The organism is Georgenia sp. X1117, from assembly GCF_057784635.1.
In genome coordinates this window covers 3,042,745-3,059,676 of the sequence record NZ_CM173492.1, presented here as the reverse complement: position 1 = coordinate 3,059,676, position 16,932 = coordinate 3,042,745, and the positions used below count along the sequence as shown (strand labels likewise).

At 75.6% G+C, this 16,932-nt stretch carries 16 protein-coding genes; 6 read left to right on the top strand and 10 right to left on the bottom strand.

The window, feature by feature from the left end:
- Positions 1–8: 8 nt before the first annotated feature.
- Genes AC3D3D_RS14180 through AC3D3D_RS14145 form a run of 8 tightly spaced genes read right to left on the bottom strand, consistent with a single transcriptional unit; the run spans position 9 to position 8,708 of the window.
- The gene (locus AC3D3D_RS14180; RefSeq protein WP_463663238.1) at positions 9–1,139 is read right to left on the bottom strand and encodes a polyprenyl synthetase family protein; all 1,131 of its coding nucleotides are present in this window, start codon (positions 1,137–1,139) and stop codon (positions 9–11) included.
- Complete coding sequence (idi, locus tag AC3D3D_RS14175; RefSeq protein ID WP_463663237.1) at positions 1,132–1,674, bottom strand: isopentenyl-diphosphate Delta-isomerase; 543 nt, start codon at positions 1,672–1,674, stop codon at positions 1,132–1,134. The genes AC3D3D_RS14180 and idi overlap by 8 nt, the downstream gene beginning before the upstream one ends.
- Positions 1,671–3,074, bottom strand: coding sequence for an alkaline phosphatase family protein (locus tag AC3D3D_RS14170; protein WP_463663236.1), 1,404 nt, complete (start codon positions 3,072–3,074; stop codon positions 1,671–1,673). The genes idi and AC3D3D_RS14170 overlap by 4 nt, the downstream gene beginning before the upstream one ends.
- Positions 3,071–4,249 carry a metabolite traffic protein EboE gene (gene eboE / locus AC3D3D_RS14165; protein ID WP_463663235.1) on the bottom strand — a complete coding sequence of 393 codons (1,179 nt, stop codon included), beginning with the start codon at positions 4,247–4,249 and terminating at the stop codon, positions 3,071–3,073. The genes AC3D3D_RS14170 and eboE overlap by 4 nt, the downstream gene beginning before the upstream one ends.
- Positions 4,249–5,133, bottom strand: a complete 885-nt coding sequence (locus AC3D3D_RS14160) for a TatD family hydrolase (RefSeq protein ID WP_463663234.1) — start codon at positions 5,131–5,133, stop codon at positions 4,249–4,251. The genes eboE and AC3D3D_RS14160 overlap by 1 nt, the downstream gene beginning before the upstream one ends.
- Before the next feature lies 1 nt (position 5,134).
- Positions 5,135–6,571 carry an EboA domain-containing protein gene (locus AC3D3D_RS14155; RefSeq protein WP_463663233.1) on the bottom strand — a complete coding sequence of 479 codons (1,437 nt, stop codon included), beginning with the start codon at positions 6,569–6,571 and terminating at the stop codon, positions 5,135–5,137.
- Positions 6,568–7,431, bottom strand: a complete 864-nt coding sequence (locus AC3D3D_RS14150) for an SCO3242 family prenyltransferase (RefSeq protein WP_463663232.1) — start codon at positions 7,429–7,431, stop codon at positions 6,568–6,570. Before AC3D3D_RS14150 ends, AC3D3D_RS14155 begins: the two co-directional genes overlap by 4 nt.
- Complete coding sequence (locus tag AC3D3D_RS14145) at positions 7,428–8,708, bottom strand: inositol-3-phosphate synthase (protein WP_463663231.1); 1,281 nt, start codon at positions 8,706–8,708, stop codon at positions 7,428–7,430. The genes AC3D3D_RS14150 and AC3D3D_RS14145 overlap by 4 nt, the downstream gene beginning before the upstream one ends.
- Positions 8,709–8,955: 247 nt before the next feature.
- Here AC3D3D_RS14145 and AC3D3D_RS14140 point away from each other — a divergent pair, with 247 nt between their 5' ends.
- The 3 genes from AC3D3D_RS14140 (at position 8,956) to AC3D3D_RS14130 (ending at position 11,581) form a co-directional block, all read left to right on the top strand.
- Positions 8,956–9,654, top strand: coding sequence for a PepSY domain-containing protein (locus AC3D3D_RS14140; RefSeq protein WP_463663230.1), 699 nt, complete (start codon positions 8,956–8,958; stop codon positions 9,652–9,654).
- Positions 9,655–9,741: 87 nt separating this feature from the next.
- The gene (locus AC3D3D_RS14135) at positions 9,742–10,509 is read left to right on the top strand and encodes a hypothetical protein (protein WP_463663229.1); all 768 of its coding nucleotides are present in this window, start codon (positions 9,742–9,744) and stop codon (positions 10,507–10,509) included.
- 145 nt (positions 10,510–10,654) lie between these two features.
- Complete coding sequence (locus tag AC3D3D_RS14130) at positions 10,655–11,581, top strand: hypothetical protein (protein ID WP_463663228.1); 927 nt, start codon at positions 10,655–10,657, stop codon at positions 11,579–11,581.
- Between the two features lie 37 nt (positions 11,582–11,618).
- On the opposite strand, the gene AC3D3D_RS14125 is transcribed toward AC3D3D_RS14130, so the two are convergent.
- Entirely contained in the window at positions 11,619–12,386 is a 768-nt protein-coding gene (locus tag AC3D3D_RS14125) for an SDR family oxidoreductase (RefSeq protein ID WP_463663227.1), read from the bottom strand.
- A gap of 53 nt (positions 12,387–12,439) precedes the next feature.
- Between AC3D3D_RS14125 and proC the strand changes: the two genes are divergently transcribed.
- Positions 12,440–13,258, top strand: a complete 819-nt coding sequence (proC, locus tag AC3D3D_RS14120) for a pyrroline-5-carboxylate reductase (protein WP_463663226.1) — start codon at positions 12,440–12,442, stop codon at positions 13,256–13,258.
- Between the two features lie 22 nt (positions 13,259–13,280).
- Here proC and AC3D3D_RS14115 read toward each other — a convergent pair whose 3' ends face one another.
- Entirely contained in the window at positions 13,281–15,179 is a 1,899-nt protein-coding gene (locus tag AC3D3D_RS14115; protein ID WP_463663225.1) for an ABC transporter ATP-binding protein, read from the bottom strand.
- A 123-nt stretch (positions 15,180–15,302) separates the two neighbouring features.
- Between AC3D3D_RS14115 and AC3D3D_RS14110 the strand changes: the two genes are divergently transcribed.
- Positions 15,303–15,893 (top strand): MarR family winged helix-turn-helix transcriptional regulator, encoded by a 591-nt coding sequence (locus tag AC3D3D_RS14110; protein WP_463663224.1) that lies wholly within the window; start codon positions 15,303–15,305, stop codon positions 15,891–15,893.
- A 9-nt stretch (positions 15,894–15,902) separates the two neighbouring features.
- Positions 15,903–16,781 (top strand): MauE/DoxX family redox-associated membrane protein, encoded by an 879-nt coding sequence (locus AC3D3D_RS14105; protein WP_463663223.1) that lies wholly within the window; start codon positions 15,903–15,905, stop codon positions 16,779–16,781.
- The last annotated feature ends 151 nt before the right edge of the window (positions 16,782–16,932 follow it).

The following is a 16,932-nucleotide window of genomic DNA, read 5'->3' as shown; positions in this document are numbered from 1 at the left end:
GGGCGGGCTCAGCTCTGTCTCGTGGACAGCGAGCGGGTGAGCGCCTCGAGGTGAGCGGCCAGCGCGGGCGGCAGCCCGTCGTGGGCCGCCCGCACCGCCCGCGCGGCCAGGGTCTCGACCTGCCCGAGGACGGCGTCCCGGGCCCCGGTGTCGACGATGATCGCGCGCAGGACCTGCGCGCCGGCCTCGTCCAGGTCCGGGTCGCCCAGGAGCGCGTCCAGGCGGGCGCGCTGCTCGGCGTCGGCCCGCTCCGCGGCGAGGCGCACGTGCTCGGTGCGCTTGCCGTCGCGCAGGTCCGAGACCGCGGACTTGCCCGTGGCGGCAGTGCGGCCGAACAGACCGAGGTCGTCGTCGCGCAGCTGGTAGGCGATGCCGAGCGGCTCCCCCACGGCCAGCAGCGCGGGGCGCACCTCCTCGCCCGCCCCGGCCGCGAGCGCGCCGAGGGTCAGCGGCAGGACGATGCTGTACGAGGCGGTCTTGAGGGCGGCCACCGCGTGCGGCCGGGCCTGGGTGGGCTCGACCGTCTCGGACCAGACGTCGAGGGTCTCGCCGGTGACGGCCTGCTCGAGGACGTCGAGGGCGACGGCGGCGAGATGGGCGCGCAGCCCGGCGGGGGCCGGGGCGCGCAGGAGCGTGGTCACGGCGGTGGTGATCGCGAGGTCGCCGGCGAGCACGCCGCCGGCGACGCCGCGGCGGTGGGCGACGTCGTCGGGCAGCCCGTGCGCGCGGGCACCGTCCTCGATCGTGGCGACGACTCCGGGGCGCCCGTGGCGCACGCGGTCGCCGTCGATGAGGTCGTCGTGCACGCACAGCCCCACGTGCATGAGCTGGACCGCGCCGGCCACCGCGCGCAGCAGGGCGGCGTCGGTGCCGCCGTACGCGAGGAAGGCCGCGGCCGCGAGGCGGGGGCGCAGGAACTTCCCGCCATCGGCGGCCCGGGCGGCCGCGACGAGCTCGACCAGCTCCGCGGGTGACCCGGTGCGGGCGAGCACCCCGTCCCACAGGTCGTGGGTGAGCCGGTCGGCGCCCGTCATCAGCGCGGCGACGCGCTCCTCGAGGGTGCCGGCCGCGTCGGCGTCGGCATCGGACCCGCCCGACGCCCTCGCGTGCGCGGGCTCACCGGCCCCGGTCCTAGCCACGACCGGGGACCAGTCCACGCTCGCGCATCGCCTGCACCTGGAGCACGACCCACGGGCTGAACACCATCGGCGTGGCCTCGACCGCCCCGAGGAGGGCCTCGACGTCGACCCACGCCCACTCCATCACCTCGTCGGGGTCGGGCTCGGGGTCGGCGTCGACCCGGCCGACGAGCACCGGGCAGATCTCGTTCTCGACGATCCCGTCGGCGGCGACGGCCCGGTAGCGGAAGTCGGGCAGCAGCGGGCGCAGCCCGCCCACGGTGAGCCCGAGCTCCTGGCGTGCCCGGCGTCGGACGGCGTCCTCGAGGTCCTCCCCGGGACCGGGGTGCCCGCAGCAGGAGTTCGTCCACACCCCGGGCCAGGTCTGCTTGTCGATAGCCCGGCGGGTGAGCAGGGTGCGCCCCCGGTCGTCGAGCAGCCAGCTGGAGAAGGCCAGGTGCAGCGGGGTGTCCGTGGTGTGCACCTCGGCCTTGTCGGCGCTGCCGGTCGGGGTGCCGTCCTTGTCGAGCAGGACGACGAGCTCGGGCGCGCTCACGCCCGGCCGCCGTCCCGCCCCAGGGCGCGCAGCACGAGGTCGCGCACGTCGGTGGCGGCCACCGACGCGGCGCCGTCCGGCAGGAGCGAGGGCTCGGAGGTGAGCAGCACGGGGGCGTCGTCGTCGGAGGAGGGCAGGCGCCCGTGGGTGCCGCGCACCACCGAGGGGTCCAGCGGCACGGTGCTCATCGCGTAGCGCAGGCCGGCCTTCTTCTTCACGAGGTTGAGCCCGGCCTTGGCCTTGGCGAGGCGGTCCTCGGGGTCGAAGAACAGCTCGGCGGGGTCGTAGCCGGGCTTGCGGTGGATGTCGACTCCGCGGGCGTACTCCGGCGCGCGGTCGTCGTCGAGCCAGAAGTAGTAGGTGAACCAGGAGCCGGGCTCGGCGACCGCGACGAGGTCGCCGGCGCGCTCGTGGTCGAGCCCGTAGCGGGCCTGCGCCTCGCGGTCGAGGACCTCGTCGATACCGGCGATGTCGGACAGGATCGAGGCCACGCGCGGCCGGTCGGCCGGGTCGGGGACGTAGACGTGGGCGACCTGGTGGTCGGCGACGGCGAAGGCCCGCGAGGTCCACGGGTCGAGCTGCTCCTTGCCCTGCTGGACGTAGACCTCGAGCAGGCCCTCGCGCCGCAGGACCCGGTTGATGTCGACGGGCCGGTCGGCGTTCTCGATGCCGTACTCGCTCAGGGCCACCACCTGGTACCCGCGCTCGAGCGCGTCGGACAGCAGCGGGGCCAGGGCGGTGTCGATCTCCGCGGCGGCGCGGTCGGCCTCGGGCGAGTCGGGGCCGAAGCGCTGCAGGTCGTAGTCCAGGTGCGGCAGGTAGGTCATCACCAGGTCCGGGGCCTGCTCGCCGAACCGGCCCGCGAGCATGCCGCGGGTGGCGTCGATGAGCCACTGCGAGGAGACGATCGACGCGGTCGGCCCCCAGTACTGGAACAGGGGGAACTCCCCCAGGGCGCCGGTGAGCCGGTCGTGCAGGGCCGGGGGGCGCACGTAGGCGTCGGGGCTCTTGCGCCCGTCGGCGTGGTAGATCGGCCGGGGCGTGACGGTGACGTCGGTGGTGGCGCCCATGGCGTACCACCAGCCCATGTTGGCCGTGCGCATCGCCGGGTCCGCGCGGCGGGCGGTCTCCCAGACCTTTTCGGCGGTGACGAGCCGGTTGTGCTGGCGCCACAGCAGCGGGTCGCCGATCCCGCGGAAGTACCAGCCGTTGCCGACGATGCCGTGCTCGCGCGGCAGGGCGCCGGTGAGGATCGTGGACTGCACCGAGCAGGTCACCGCGGGCAGGATCGTGTCGAGGCGGGTGGTGCCGCCCTGCTCGCCGAGGGAGCGCAGGGAGGGCATGTGGGCGAGCGCCCGGGGCGTGAGCCCGACGACGTCGAGCAGCAGGACACGGTTCATCTGGCGGCCTCCAGGTAGGGGTTCTCGGCGTCGGGCGCGCCGGCGAGGGCGTGGGCGAGGTGCTCGCGCGCCCAGCGCAGCTCGGCGGCGATGCCCGCGACCAGGGAGCCGGGTCGCAGGGACTCCGGCAGGACGTTCCAGGTGTAGGTCTCCACGTCGAGGTGGGCCTCGTGGCCGTGCGGGGCGGCCAGGACCGCGTCGACGGCGTCGGTGAGCACCTCGGCGGTGGCGCGCAGCGGGGCGGCGGGGCGCGCGTGCAGCGGGACGTGCACGTGCACCCGCCAGGGCCGGTCGGTCGGCCAGGGGGTCTCCGCGCCGAGGACCTCGGGCAGGTCGTCGGCGGCGTGCGTCTCCTCCCCCGCGCGGGGCAGGGTGCGGACCTGGTGGACGTAGCGCGCCTCGGCGAACGGGGCGAGCGCCTCGGTCGCGCCGGGCGCGGCGGGGTCGGGGACCTCGAGGGCCACGGAGGCCTGCACCTTGACCACGCGCACGCCCGCGGCGGTGGCGGCCGCGACCGCCCCTGCGGGGTCGGCGAAGGAGACGGCGAGGTGGCAGGTGTCCAGGCACAGCCCGATGCGGCCCTCGGCGGTCAGGGCCGGGCGGGCGCCGAGCCAGGCGACGACGTCGGCGACGTCGTCGAGGATGCAGCCCGGCTCCGGCTCGATCCCGATGCGCACGGTGCGGCCGGTGCGTGCCTCGAGGTCGCGCAGGTGGTCCACGAGCGCGCGCAGGTGCTGCTCGGCGGCCGCGTCGGCGTTCTCGTCCCAGCCGGTGCGCCAGCCCAGCGGCAGGGTGGAGATGCTGCCCGTGGCGCCGGCGGGCATGAGCTCGGCGAGCACGGTGGCGCAGTCGGTGGTCAGCCGGAGCCGCTCGGCGGTCGTCCAGTCGGGGCGGTAGACGGCGAGCTTGACGACGTCGTCGTGGAAGCCCTGGTAGGGGAAGGCGTTGACGGTGCGCAGGGTGAGGCCGTTGCGCTCCAGCGCCGCGCGCAGGAGCTCGCGGGCGCCCGCGTCGGTGGCGAGCTCGGCGGCGGCGCCGGCGGGCAGCCACAGGCCGACGCCGAGGGTGTCGAGCCCGGCGGCGACCCGCACGGGACCGGCGTGCTCGTCGAGCTGGGCGACGATGCCGGCCACGTCCTCGGCGGGGTGGACGTTGGTGCAGTAGGACAGGTCCATCAGTCCTCCCGGCGCGACTTCATGCCCCGCAGGACCGAGTTGCCCTCGAACAGGTCGGGGCCCTGACGCTCGGGCTCGAACCCCGGGATGGGCTCGAGCTCGAGGCGCCCGGACTGGCCGTAGAACTCCACGGGGTTGCGCCACAGGACCCTGTCGACGTCGTCCTCGGTGAAGCCGGCCTCGAGCATCGCCCGGCCGGTCTTGGCGGTCTTCAGCGGGTCCGAGCGCCCCCAGTCGGCGGCGGAGTTGACGATGACGCGCTCGATGCCCAGGCGCTGCATGATCGCCACCACCCGGGCCTCGTCCATCTTGGTGTCGGGGTAGATGGAGAAGCCCATCCACGCGCCGGACTCGGCGACCATGTCCACGCAGGTCTCGTTGAGGTGGTCGACGAGCACCTGGCCCATGTCCAGACCGGAGGCGGCGACGACGTCGAGGGTGCGCTGCGTGCCCGGCGCCTTGTCGCGGTGCGGGGTGTGGACGAGGGCGGGCAGCTCGTGCTCGAGGGCGAGGGAGAGGTGGGCCTCGAGGATCTCGTCCTCCTCGGGGGTCATCGAGTCGTACCCGGTCTCCCCGACCGCGACGACGCCGTCCTTGACGAGGTAGCGCGGCAGGAGGTCCATCACCTCGCGCAGCCGGGGGTCGCCGGCCTCCTTGGGGTTGAGCGCGATGGTGCAGTGGTGGCGGATGCCGAACTGGGCGGCGCGGAAGCGCTCCCAGCCGATGAGGGAGTCGAAGTAGTCGACGAAGGAGCCGACGTTGGTGCGGGGCTGGCCCAGCCAGAAGGCCGGCTCGACCAGGGCGCGCACGCCCGCGTCGTACATCGCCTCGTAGTCGTCGGTGGTGCGGGACGTCATGTGGATGTGCGGGTCGAAGATGCGCATGTCAGGTCTCCCTCAGGTCGTCGGCGATGAGGTGCAGGTCGTCGGGGACGGTGCGGCCGGCGGCGCGCCGTTCGGCGGCGAAGCGGGTGGCCATGGCGGCCAGCTCGGCGTCCCGGCGCCCGGCCAGGTCGTGGACGACGGCGAGCGGGACCCCCATGAACACGAGCTTGAGCACGCCGTGGCGCCAGGCGTGGTCGTCGAGATGGTTCGCGAAGGCCCCCATGGCCGCGGCGACGAGCCGGGTGTCGTTCGTGCGCAGGGCGTCGGTGGTCAGCTCGATACCGGTGGCCACCCACTCCGGCCGGGTCTGCCCGGCGTCGGCCAGGCGGCCCAGGCCGCGCAGCACGCCGCGCCGTTCGGCGTCGTCGCCCCGGTGGTAGAGCTCGGCGAGGTCCTCGGCCGGGGCGCCGGCGCCGTGCAGCGCCTCGACGAGGGTGGCGCGGGCCTCGTCGTCGCGGGTGCCGTGGAAGCCCTGCGGGTCATCCGCCCGCAGCGGCTCGCGGCCGACCTTGCGGCCCGCCTCGGCGAAGAGCCGGGGCGCGCGGGCGGGGTCCTCCGCGAGGGTCCGTCCCGCCTGCGCGGTCCACGGGTGGCGGGCCGCGGCCGCGGCCTCCTGCCAGGCGGCGATGCTCGCCGCGGCCAGCCGGGGGGCGTCGTGGGAGTGGCGGGGCAGCTCGACGGCGGCGACGCCGGCGTAGCCGATCTCGCGCAGCGTCTCGACGGCGGCGACGAGGTCGAGCTCGCCGGTGCCGAGCTCGAGGTGCTCGTGGACGCCGGGCAGCATGTCGTCGACCTGCACGTTGCGCAGCAGGTCGCCGGCGGCGCGCAGCGCCCCGACGACGCCGTCGGGCTCGACGGCGACGCAGTGGCCCAGGTCGACGGTCAGGCCGAGGTTCTCCGGCTCCCCGAGGTCGGTGCGCAGGCGCAGGGCGTCGGCGACCGTCTCGACGAGCATGCCGGGCTCGGGCTCGAGGGCGATCGTCACGCCGCGCTCGGCGGCGCCGGCGACGACCTCGGCCAGGCGGGTGCGCATGAGCTCCCAGCCCTCGGCGGCGTCGACGTCGGCGGGCAGCACGCCGCTCCACAGCGAGATGCAGTCGGCGCCGAGGACCTCGGCGATCTCGACGGCTCGGTGGAGGAAGTCCATCCGGGGACCGGCCTCGCGGTCGACGAGGGTGGGGCGGTGCTTGGTGCGCGGGTCGAGCAGGTAGCGGGCCCCGGTCTCGACGACGACGCGCATGTCCCGACGCCGCAGGTCCTGCCCGAGGGCCGTGGCCTGCTCGTGCCAGTCGGGGGCGAAGGGGTCGAGGTGCGGGTGCCCGAGCGTGAGGGCCACGGCCTCGTAGCCGAGCTCGCCGATGACGTCGAGGGCGTCGTCGAGGCGGTGGTCGGCGAAGCCGTTGGTGCCGTAGCCGAAGCTCCAGCGGTCGGCAGTCATGTGAGGTCCCCCCTGGTCCGGGCGCGGGCGAGGAGCCGCCCGGCCAGCTCGACGACCACCAGGGCGGCGGTGGCCGCCCGGGCGCCGGTGCGTGCGACGAGCGCCGCCTGGAGCGGCACCATGGCGCGGATGCCGTTCCGGGTGGCCGTGCGGGCGTGCTCCGCGGTGGGCTCGGCGGCCGCGGCCACCTGCGCCGGCAGGACGGCGGCGCCATACGCGGCGGCCCCCAGGACGGCCCCGCCCCCGGCGCCGGCGCGCGCGATGGCGACGGTGGCCAGGGCCGCGGCGCCGGTGACGGTGGCCGCGCCGACGGCGGTGGCCGAGGTCGTGCCGTGCACCTCCCCGCGGGACAGCACGGTGACGGCGCCGGTGTGGGCGGTCATCACGGCCGCGGCAGGCAGGGCGCGGCGCCAGCCGGGTCCGGCGGCCCCCATGAGCACGTCCAGGCCCCGGCAGGCGGCCATGACCGCGGGGCCGGCCGGGCTGTTCTTCGCCGCCAGGTCGTAGGTCCACACCGCGGCGGCGACGAGCGGGGCGACCCGGCCGGGAGCGCGTCCCGCGATGCGCGCGAGGACGAGTCCGGCGGCGGTCAGCCCCGCGCCGACCGCGAGCGCGGTGTCCCGGGAGACCCGCCCCGACGGGATGGGGCGCTCGGGCCGCTCGACGGCGTCGAGGTCGGCGTCGGCGTAGTCGTTGAGCGCCATGCCCGCGGCGTACAGGCAGGCCGAGGCGGCGGGCAGGGCGAGCGCCCGCGCGCCGACCCGCCCGCGGGCGGCGGTGGCGCCCACGAGCGTGTCGCCCAGGGCGCTGAGCGCGCCCGGCGCCCGGACGAGCTCGGCAAGGTCGGACGGCGTGGTCATCGCCCGACCGTCAGCGGGTCGGTCGGCGCGGGCGCGTCGGCGGCACCGTTCGCGGATCCGTTCGAGGATCCGTTCGCGGAGGCGTCGGCGGAGTCGGCCACCTCGGCGGCCACCTCGTGGACCCAGTCGTGGAAGATCCGGGTCTGCTCGGCGAAGGCGTGCTCGTCGCTGCCCCACGGGTCCTTGAAGAAGCACCCGAGCTCGGCGACCTCGCCGACCCGCCCGGCGTCGAGGGCGAGGACCAGGGCGCGGACGAGGTCGATGACGAGCGGCGCGGCCAGGGTCGAGTCGTAGGCGGTCCACGTGGTCTGGAGGGTGACGCGGCTGCCGAGGAAGCCGGCGGCGTGCACGTGGTCCCAGGCGGTCTTGATGTCGCCGAGGTCGGGCACGTTGTCGATGTGCAGGGGCGTGACGACGTCCTTGCCGACCAGGGAGTGGATACCGCGGTTCTTCGAGGCCAGCTTCGAGCGCACGGTCTCGGGGTCGGCGAGGGTCTCGCCGTCGCCGCCGCCGAGGATGTTGGTCCCCGCCCAGGACATGACCTTCAGCCCGCGGGCGGCGAACATCGGGGCGAGCACGGTGCGCAGCAGCGTCTCGCCGGTCTTGCCGTCCTGCCCGGCGATCGGCAGGCCCGCCGCCCGGGCCCGGGCGCGCAGCACCGGCAGGCCCATGCCCGCCGAGGGGGTGAAGCCGGCGTAGGGGGCGCCGGCCTGGATGGCCGCCGCGGCCGCGACGGAGCTCGGCGGCAGCACGGCCGCGCCCGGGGTGTCCAGGGCGGTGCGCAGCGCCTCCTCGGAGTGGAAGGCCGGGTGGTCGGTCGGCAGCCGCTCGGTCGAGGAGACGTCGACGACGACGACCGCGCGCAGACCGTGCCGGTCGCGGAAGTCGGTGATGTCGGCGGCCATCTGGTCGATGTCGGCCTGCTGGGTGGCGCCCCCGGAGGCGGCCATGCGGATGTTCGCGTCGGCACCGGCGAGCTCCTCGGTCACCTCGGCCACGAGCTCGCGCGGGTACATCCCCCCGACGGCGAGCGCCATGGCCCGGCGGGCGAGGTCGCCCTCGGCGATGTCGTGGCCGCCGACGACGATGTCGCCGAAGCCGACGAAGGGCACGCCGGCGAGCTCGTGGGCGGCGGTGGTCACGCCGTGCGGCTCGACGAGCTCGCGGGCCAGCGCGGCCAGTCCGACCGCCGCGGTGGTGGCGAGCGATCCCCGCCCGCCGATGAACCACGCCCCGACCTTCGTCGAGGTGGAGGGGATGTGCGCCGTGTCCGTCATGGGAGGTCCTTCTCGCCGTTGTACCTGAGCGTCGTTGCCGGTGTGCCGTCCGTGGGGACGGGGCTGTGGGCATCCGTCGCCCGCTCGCCACCACTCACTATGGGCCTTTTTTTCATCGGGAGCAAAACTGGTGGCCGCCGCATCCGAGACTACGTCGGACCTCCGCCGGGGCGTGGCCCGCCTCCGCTGAGAGGGCTCTCACCGGCGCCTTCCTGCGGCTCTCACCGGCGCGGACCACACTGGATCCATGCGAACGAACCGAGCCACCACCACCGTCTCCCTCGCCGCCGTCTCCCTCGCCCTCGTGCTGGCGGGCTGCTCCTCCGCCGAGGAGGACCCCACCGTCGAGGACGCCACCGCGACCTCCGACGCCGGGTCGGGAACCGCCTCCGACGACGCCGACGACGACTCGGCGAGCGACGACGCGTCCGCCTCCGGCGACGCGGACGACGACACCGCGTCCGACGGAGCCTCGGGCTCCGACTCCGCCTCCGACGGAGCGGACGACGCCTCCGACGGAGCCTCGGGTTCCGACGGCGCGGAGCTGCCCGGCGTGGCCGAGCTCGCCTCGGCGATCGCCGCGGCCCAGGAGCTCGTGCCCGAGGGCGACGTCGTCATGCTCGAGCGCGACGACTCCGGCTTCGAGGTCGACGTCGTCGACGGCACCACCCTGGTCGAGATCACCCTGCGTCCCGACCTCTCGGTCGCCGAGCAGGAGTCCGACGACGTGGACGACGACACCCTCGCCGAGCTCGAGGCCGCCGAGCTGACGATGATCGACGCGATCACCGCGGCCGCCGTCGAGGGCGCCATCAGCGACGACCCCGTGGTCGAGGAGATCGAGCTGGAGACCGAGGACGGCACCGTCCGATGGGAGTTCGACCTCGACGACGACGAGGGCGACGTGTACGTCGACGCCGTCACCGGCGAGGTGACCACCGAGTGACCCGGGCGGGGTGGGGAGGTCGCCCCCCGGTACCTGTACCCACCGGGGCGGGTCCGGCCCGGCGGGCGCGGACCCTAGTCTGACGGCATGACCTCCCCCACCCGCAGGGCTCGCCGAGCCGCCCCCGTCGTCCTCCTGCTCGCCGCGCTCGTCGGTGGGTGCGCCGACAGCGGCCCGGTCGCTCCGGGCGGCGGCACCGGTCCGGGCGGCGGCACCACCGGCACCCGGCCCGACGTACCGACCACGGACGACGCGCTCGGCCTCGAGGCCGGGGCGACCTCCTCGGTCGACCGTGAGCTCGCGTCGGCCGAGCCCGGTCAGCCGGTGCTCACCGCCGACGACGCCACGACGATCCAGGACAACGCCCTCGGGGCCACCGGACAGGATGTCGCCGTCGGGATCGTCATCTCCTCGGGGCGCAGCAGCTCCGACCACCTGGACGTGCCTCCCGAGCTCGACCAGGTCTGGCTCGTGTGGACCACGGACGGGCAGGAGATGAGCGAGGCCGCGGTGGACCCCGGCACCCTCGAGGTCGTCGACCACACGACCTACCCGATCGGCACGGACGAGGGTGACGGCGCCGACGTCCTGGCGGACTGGCACGTGCAGGTGGCCGACGCGGTCGCCGGTGCGCTCGAGGTCCGTCCCGGCGAGGTGCTCGTCGCCATGCCGCCCGACTCCCCCGCGAACATCCTGCTGGTCGGCATCCGGTCGGCCGACGGCACCCTGGGCCGCGTCGGCATCGACACGATCACCGGCGAGGTGCTCAACAGCGTCGACGTCCCCGCAGGCGAGGAGGAGCCGACGATCATCGACGACAAGCCGCTGCGCACCGAGGAGCCGCCGACCACCTGACCGCACGCCGGCGGCGGGCCGGCATCGCAGGCCGGGACGTGTGCTTCGGCACCGGTCCAGCCTCCCCCGTGCGACCCTCGCCACATGGTGTCATCTCCCCATGCAGGGGGAGGCGCTCTGGCCGCAGGGGCGGCACACTGGCGACATGCGCTCCATGTCGCGGGCTCTCGCGCTGCCCTCCCTCGTGCTCGCGGCCGCCCTGACGGTCGCCGCCTGCTCGGACGGACCCTCCGTGAGCTCGCAGACCCACGAGCCCGGCGACGGGGGCAGCTCCGCGCCCGGGGACGCCTCGCTCGCGGACGGCGCCGACGCGCAGTCCCCCTCCGAGGACCCGGGCGCGCAGGAGTCGCCGACCGAGGACGCCACCAGCGAGCAACCCACCGACGAGGAGACCACCGAGGAGCCGACCTCCGAGGACCCGACCTCCGAGGACCCGGACGGCGAGGATCCCACCGAGGACCCGGACGCGCCCGCGGACCCCGGCGCGCCGGACAGCGACGAGCCGGACACCCCCACGGAGCCGACCGAGCCCCCGACCAGCGGCACGCCGGACGACCCGCCCGGCGAGGAGCCCACGACGACGCCGCCGCCCGAGACGCCCAGCGAGTCACCCACGGAGACGCCCACCGAAGAGCCCGAGCTCCCCGCGCCGGGCGCCGACGCCATCCGCGCCGCCACCGGGGCCACCCGCGCCGCCCACCCCTCGGCCTCGATCCTCTCCGCGGTGCAGATCGACGACGGCGGCGCCGAGGCCCGCTACCTCGTCGTCGGCGTGGAGGGCGAGGAGCGGATCGAGGTCACCCTCGACGCCGCCTACGCCGTCGTGGGGCAGAACAGCGCCCCGGCCGACGAGGCCGCGCTCGCGCTGGCCGGCGAGGACGTCATCTCCCTGGAGGACGCCCTGGGCCGGGCCACCTCCGCGGGGATCCTCGACGGGCAGACGCTGCGCAGCATCGAGCTCGTGCGCTGGGAGGGCCGGCTCACCTGGGACCTGTACGTGTTCGGCAACCCCACCTTGGCCGGCACCGTCGACGCGGCCTCCGGCGCCACCGCGACCTCGCGCGCCGTCTGACCGCTGGCCCGCCCCCGGGCGCCCGCCCGTGGCGGGTTCAGTCGCCGTCGCGGTGGAGCACCGTGTTCGAGGCCTGGGCGCGGGGGCGGACCACCACCGAGTCGAGGTTGACGTGGGCGGGCCGCGTGAGCGCGAAGGTGATGACGTCCGCGACGTCCTCGGCGCTGAGCGGCTCGGCCACGCCCGCGTAGACGCGCGCGGCCGCGGCGGCGTCCCCGCGGTAACGGTTGAGGGAGAACTCCTCGGTGGCCACGAGCCCGGGCTGGATCTCGATGACCCGCAGGGGCTCGCCGACGAGCTCGAGGCGCAGCGTCTCGACGAGCATCCGCTCGGCGTGCTTGGCGCCGGTGTAGCCGGCCCCGCCCGGGTAGGGGGCGAGCGCCGCGGTGGAGGTCACCACGAGGACGTCCCCGCCGCCGTCGGCCCGCAGGTGCGGCAGCAGGGCCTGGGTGAGCCGCAGGGTGCTGAGCACGTTGATCTCGTACATGCGCGCCCAGTCCGCGGGGTCGGAAGTCTCCACGCTGTCGGCACCCAGGGCGCCGCCGGCGTTGTTGACCAGGGAGGTGAGCGGACCGCCGGCGACGGCCTGGTCGACAAGCGCGGCGACGTCGTCGGGGTCGGTGAGGTCGGCAGCGAAGGTGTCGCACCCGATCTCCTCGGCCAGGGCGGCGAGCCGATCGGCCCGGCGGGCCGTGGCGAGGACCTGGAGGCCGGCGTCGACGAGTCGGCGGGCGGTGGCCCGGCCGATCCCGCTCGAGGCTCCGGTGACCAGTGCGCGGGGTGCGGGGGTGCTGGTGGCGGTCATGGGTCCATCATGGGGGTGACGGACATCGGGCACGACCGGCGAGAGGACCTCACGTGCGCATCGGATTCATCGGCTCGGGGGCCATGGCCTCGGCGATCGCCCACGGCGTGGCGGCGACCGGCGGCAGGCACGAGATCCACGTCCACGACCTGCGCGCCGAGGCGGCGGCCGGCCTGGCCGAGGCCGTCGGCGGCACCGCGCACGACGACGCCGCCGGGCTCGTCGCCGAGGTCGGCGCGGACGGGCTGGTGGTCCTCGCGGTCAAGCCGCACGTCGTGCTCGGCGTGCTGGCCGAGGTCGGCGACGCCCTAGCCGCGTCCGGGGCGCCGGTGGTCTCCATCGCCGCCGGGCTGGAGCTGGGCACGCTCACCGTGGCGGCGCCCGAGGGGCATCCGGTCGTGCGGGTGATGCCCAACGTGGCCGCCCAGGTCGGGGTGGGCGCCGCGGCCGTGTGCGGCAACGCGGCCGCGAGCGCCGAGCAGCTGGCCGCCGTCGTCGAGCTGTTCGAGGCCGTCGGCACGGCCGAGGTCATCGAGGAGCGTCACTTCGGGGCGTTCACGGCGATCGCGGGCTCTGCGCCGGCCTTCGTGTTCCAGCTCATCGACTCCCTCGCGCGTGCGGCCGTGGCCGCGGGCATGCCCAAGGACCAGGCGGTGCGGATGGCCGCGCAGGCCGCCGCCGGTGCGGGGACCCTGGCCCGTGAGCTGGCCGCGGAGGGCACGAGCCCCCAGGATCTCGTCGACCGGGTGTGCTCGCCGGGCGGCACCACGGTCGCCGGCATGGTCGCGCTCGACCGGGCGGGGTTCCCGGCCGCCGTCATCGCCGCGGCGGACGCGGTGATGACCCGCAACACCGAGCTCTCCGCCGGCTGAGCCGGCCGGCGGGCCGCCCCGCTCAGACACCCGCGGGCTCGAGTGCGCGCCCGCGCTCCTGGTCGCCGACGAGCGCGGCGTAGGCGCCGTCGGCCGCGACGAGCTCCTCGTGGCTGCCTCGCTCGACCGCGCGCCCGTGGTCGAGCACGACGATCTGGTCCGCGCCGGCGATCGTCGACAGCCGGTGGGCGATGGTCAGGGTCGTGCGTCCCACCGCCAGCGCGTCGAGGGCGTCCTGGACCGCCTTCTCGGTGGTGGTGTCCAGCGCGGAGGTGGCCTCGTCGAGCACGAGCACGCGCGGGTCGCGCAGGAGCGTGCGGGCGATGGCGATCCGCTGCTTCTCGCCGCCGGAGAACCGGTACCCGCGGGAGCCGACCATGGTGTCGTAGCCCTGGGGCAGGGAGGCGATGAGGTCGTGCACCTGCGCGGCGCGCGCGGCGGCCTCGATCTCCTTGTCGGTGGCGTCTGGCCGGGCGTGACGCAGGTTCTCCCGCACGGTGCCGTGCAGGAGGTAGGTCTCCTGGGAGACGACGCCGACGATCCGGGCGAGGTCGGCCAGCGCCATGTCGCGCAGATCGACGCCGTCGATGGTCACGCGCCCCACCGTGGGGTCGACGAGCCGGGCGACCAGCGAGCCGAGCGTGGACTTGCCCGAGCCGGTGGGGCCGACCAGGGCCAGGGAGGTGCCGGCGGGGACGTGCAGGTCGATGCCCGTCAGCGCGGCGGTGTCGGCGCCGGGGTAGGTGAGCCCGACGCCGTCCAGGCGCAGCTCGCCGCGGACCCGGGCGGGGTCGATGCGGACCGGCTCGGCGGGGTCGTCGATCTCGACGTCGAGGTCGAGGTACTCGAAGACCCGGCTGAACAGCGCCATCGAGGACACCACCTGGACGCCGACGTTGAGCACGCCCATGAGCGGGCGGAAGAGCTGGGTCTGCAGGGCCGTGAAGGCCACGATCGTCCCGATGGTCATCCCGCCCGAGGTCGCGGGCAGGCCCGCGAACAGGTAGATGAGGGCGGGGATGGCAGCGAAGACGATGCTCAGCGAGGCCATCCGCCAGCGTCCGGCCAGCTGGGAGCGCACCTCGAGGTCGGCGAGCTCGGTGGACGTGGCGGCGAAGGCCGCCGAGGCGCGCGGGCCGGTGCCCAGGATCTTGCCCAGGGTGGCGCCGCTGACGGAGAGCGACTCGTCGACCTGGCTCTGCAGGTCGGCCATGGCGCGCTGACGGCGGGCGGTGATCTCGCGGCGCAGGAGCGCGACCCGGCGGGTGAGCCAGACCGCCGGGGGCAGCACGACGAGCGAGAGCAGGGAGAGCTGCCAGGACAGGACGACCATGGCCACCGCGGTGCCGACGGCCGTGGTGATGTTCGAGGCCATCGAGGTGGCGGTCGAGGTGACGACGGACTGCATGCCCTGGATGTCCTGGGTGAGGCGGGCCTGCACCTCCCCGCCGCGGGTCCGCGTGAAGAAGGCGACCGACTGGCGCTGCAGGTGCGCGAAGACGCTGGTGCGCAGCCCGTGCATGACCCGCTGACCCACGGTGGTGGCCAGCCAGGTCTGGACGACGCCGAGCAGGGAGGTGACGACCGTGACCGCGAGCAGGCCGCCGACGAGCAGGAGCAGGAGCGTGACGTCCTGGTCGGGGATCGCGGAGTCGATGAGGTGCTTGGTGAGGAACGGGGTCGCCAGCCCCACCAGGGAGGTGGCGACGATGAGCACGACGACGACGCCCACCGCCGTGCGGTGCGGGCGGAACAGGGCGCCGATGCGGCGCAGGCTGACGGGGTGCTCGGCGAGCTGGGCGCGGTCGGCGGGATCGACGCGGGCGGGCTCGGGGCCGCCGGGGCCGCTGGGACCGCCGCCGCGGGTGTGGGGGCGGCCGGTGCGGTCGGCGGGGCGTGGGCTGATGTGGGGTGCTGTCATGGGGCACCGCCTCCTGTGATCGAGGGTCGGCAGGCTCGACGGCGGCGCAGGGTGCGGGGCCGGAGCGACTTGCTGAGGTTACCTCACTATGAGGGGTGCCGCAAGGCCGGATACGATGCGGGCGTGCCCACCGAGAACGCACCGGACGACGTCCGCGCACCACGCGGCCCGCGGGCGTACCCTCACGGCCGGCCTGACCGCTGCGCGGACCACGACCACGAGCCCGACGTCTACGAGCTCATCGTGCGCACCGCGCGTCGCATCCGCCGACGCTGGATGGACGCCCTCGAACCCTGGGGCCCCTCCCCCCACGAGTTCCGTGCCCTGCGGGCCGCGATCGCCGCCGACGGCGGTGCCCGGCTCGCCGACATCGCCGAGCGCCTGCGGATCGCGCCCCGATCGGTCACCGAGGTGATCGACTCCCTCGAGGAGAAAGGGCTCGTGCGCCGCGTGCCCAGCCCGTCGGACCGCCGCGCCGTGCTCGTGGAGCCGACGGCGAAGGGCCACGACCTGGCGGCCCAGGTCCTCGCCGAGCGGGGCGCGCTCGGCGCCGAGCTGCTCGCCCCCCTCGACGACTCCGAGGTGGCCCAGCTCCGGGACCTGCTCACGCGGCTCGACACCTGCCCCGTGCCGGGCACGGGGACGGAGACGGGGTCGGGCGCGGGAACGGGCGCGGGCGCTGGAACGGCCGAGGAGCCCGGAGCCCACGGCTAACCTCGGGCCATGGACCTCGCCGCCAGCATCGCCGTCGTGGCGCTCGCGGTCGTCCTCATCGCCGCCGGGGCGGGCAAGCTCGCCCGCCCGCCCGAGGCCGTGCACCTGGCCGCGCTCGGGATCCCGCCGCGGCTGCGCGCCCCGTGGGCGGTCCGGCTCCACGCGGCCGGCGAGATCGTCCTCGGCCTCGCGCTCATCGGCGCGCCGGGCATCCTCCTCGCCGTCCTCGCCGCCGTCACGGCGGCGCTCTCCGCGACCTACCTCGTGGTCGCGTGGCGGGCCTGGCGCTCACCGACCCCGGTGGCCTGCCACTGCTTCGGGCTGGACGACGACCGACCCGCCGGACCGGCGCACGTGGTGCTGGACGCCGCGATGGTGGTGGCGTCGGGCGTCGTCCTCGCGGCCGGACTGCGCGGCTGGTGGGCCGTCGAGAGCCTGCACCCGGGCGTCATCGCCGTGGGCGGCGCCCTGGGAGCCCTCGGTGTCGTCGAGAGCACCTCGGCCTTCCGCCCGCGCGGCGACGGGCGCGAACGCCCCTACCTGCGGCGCCCGATACCAGCCGGGCGGGTGTGGGTCGACGGCGGGGAGCACGAGCTCGCCAGCCTCGCCCGGGACCGCGCCCAGCTGCTGCTGCGGATCCCCCGGCTGGGCAGGGAGCGTGAGTATTTCGACGCGGCGATCCCCCGCTGGCGCCGTCGACTCCCCCACGTCGACGTCCGGACGGTGACGGGCGGATCCGGCTTCACCCTGCGGCGGCTCGGTCTCACCGGTTCCCCCACCGCGGTGGTCCTCGGCGCCGACGGCCTGCTGGCCGGCGGGCCGGTCACCGGCTACGACCCCATCGCCGCGCTCGTCGACGAGTTGGCCCGCACCCGACCCTCCGGCTGACGCCCCGGCCTCGAGCACATGGGTCGTGTCTCGAGAGCATGCCCTGAGCCCATCGTCTCGACACACGACCCATGCGCTCGCCGAAAGTAGGGGGCGGCGGAGAGTCGCCAACGCGAGGCGGCAGGGGTCGCCGGTGTGGCGAGGGCCCGCG

Bases quoted from the DNA above. Each gene is read 5' to 3' on its own strand.
- AC3D3D_RS14135 (WP_463663229.1), top strand. From the start codon at position 9,742: ATGACCTCCCCCACCCGCAGGGCTCGCCGAGCCGCCCCCGTCGTCCTC.
- AC3D3D_RS14155 (WP_463663233.1), bottom strand. From the start codon at position 6,571: ATGACTGCCGACCGCTGGAGCTTCGGCTACGGCACCAACGGCTTCGCC.
- AC3D3D_RS14140 (WP_463663230.1), top strand. From the start codon at position 8,956: ATGCGAACGAACCGAGCCACCACCACCGTCTCCCTCGCCGCCGTCTCC.
- AC3D3D_RS14125 (WP_463663227.1), bottom strand. From the start codon at position 12,386: ATGACCGCCACCAGCACCCCCGCACCCCGCGCACTGGTCACCGGAGCC.
- eboE (WP_463663235.1), bottom strand. From the start codon at position 4,249: ATGGACCTGTCCTACTGCACCAACGTCCACCCCGCCGAGGACGTGGCC.
- AC3D3D_RS14115 (WP_463663225.1), bottom strand. From the start codon at position 15,179: ATGACAGCACCCCACATCAGCCCACGCCCCGCCGACCGCACCGGCCGC.
- AC3D3D_RS14145 (WP_463663231.1), bottom strand. From the start codon at position 8,708: ATGACGGACACGGCGCACATCCCCTCCACCTCGACGAAGGTCGGGGCG.
- AC3D3D_RS14105 (WP_463663223.1), top strand. From the start codon at position 15,903: ATGGACCTCGCCGCCAGCATCGCCGTCGTGGCGCTCGCGGTCGTCCTC.
- AC3D3D_RS14130 (WP_463663228.1), top strand. From the start codon at position 10,655: ATGCGCTCCATGTCGCGGGCTCTCGCGCTGCCCTCCCTCGTGCTCGCG.
- AC3D3D_RS14150 (WP_463663232.1), bottom strand. From the start codon at position 7,431: ATGACCACGCCGTCCGACCTTGCCGAGCTCGTCCGGGCGCCGGGCGCG.
- AC3D3D_RS14160 (WP_463663234.1), bottom strand. From the start codon at position 5,133: ATGCGCATCTTCGACCCGCACATCCACATGACGTCCCGCACCACCGAC.
- AC3D3D_RS14170 (WP_463663236.1), bottom strand. From the start codon at position 3,074: ATGAACCGTGTCCTGCTGCTCGACGTCGTCGGGCTCACGCCCCGGGCG.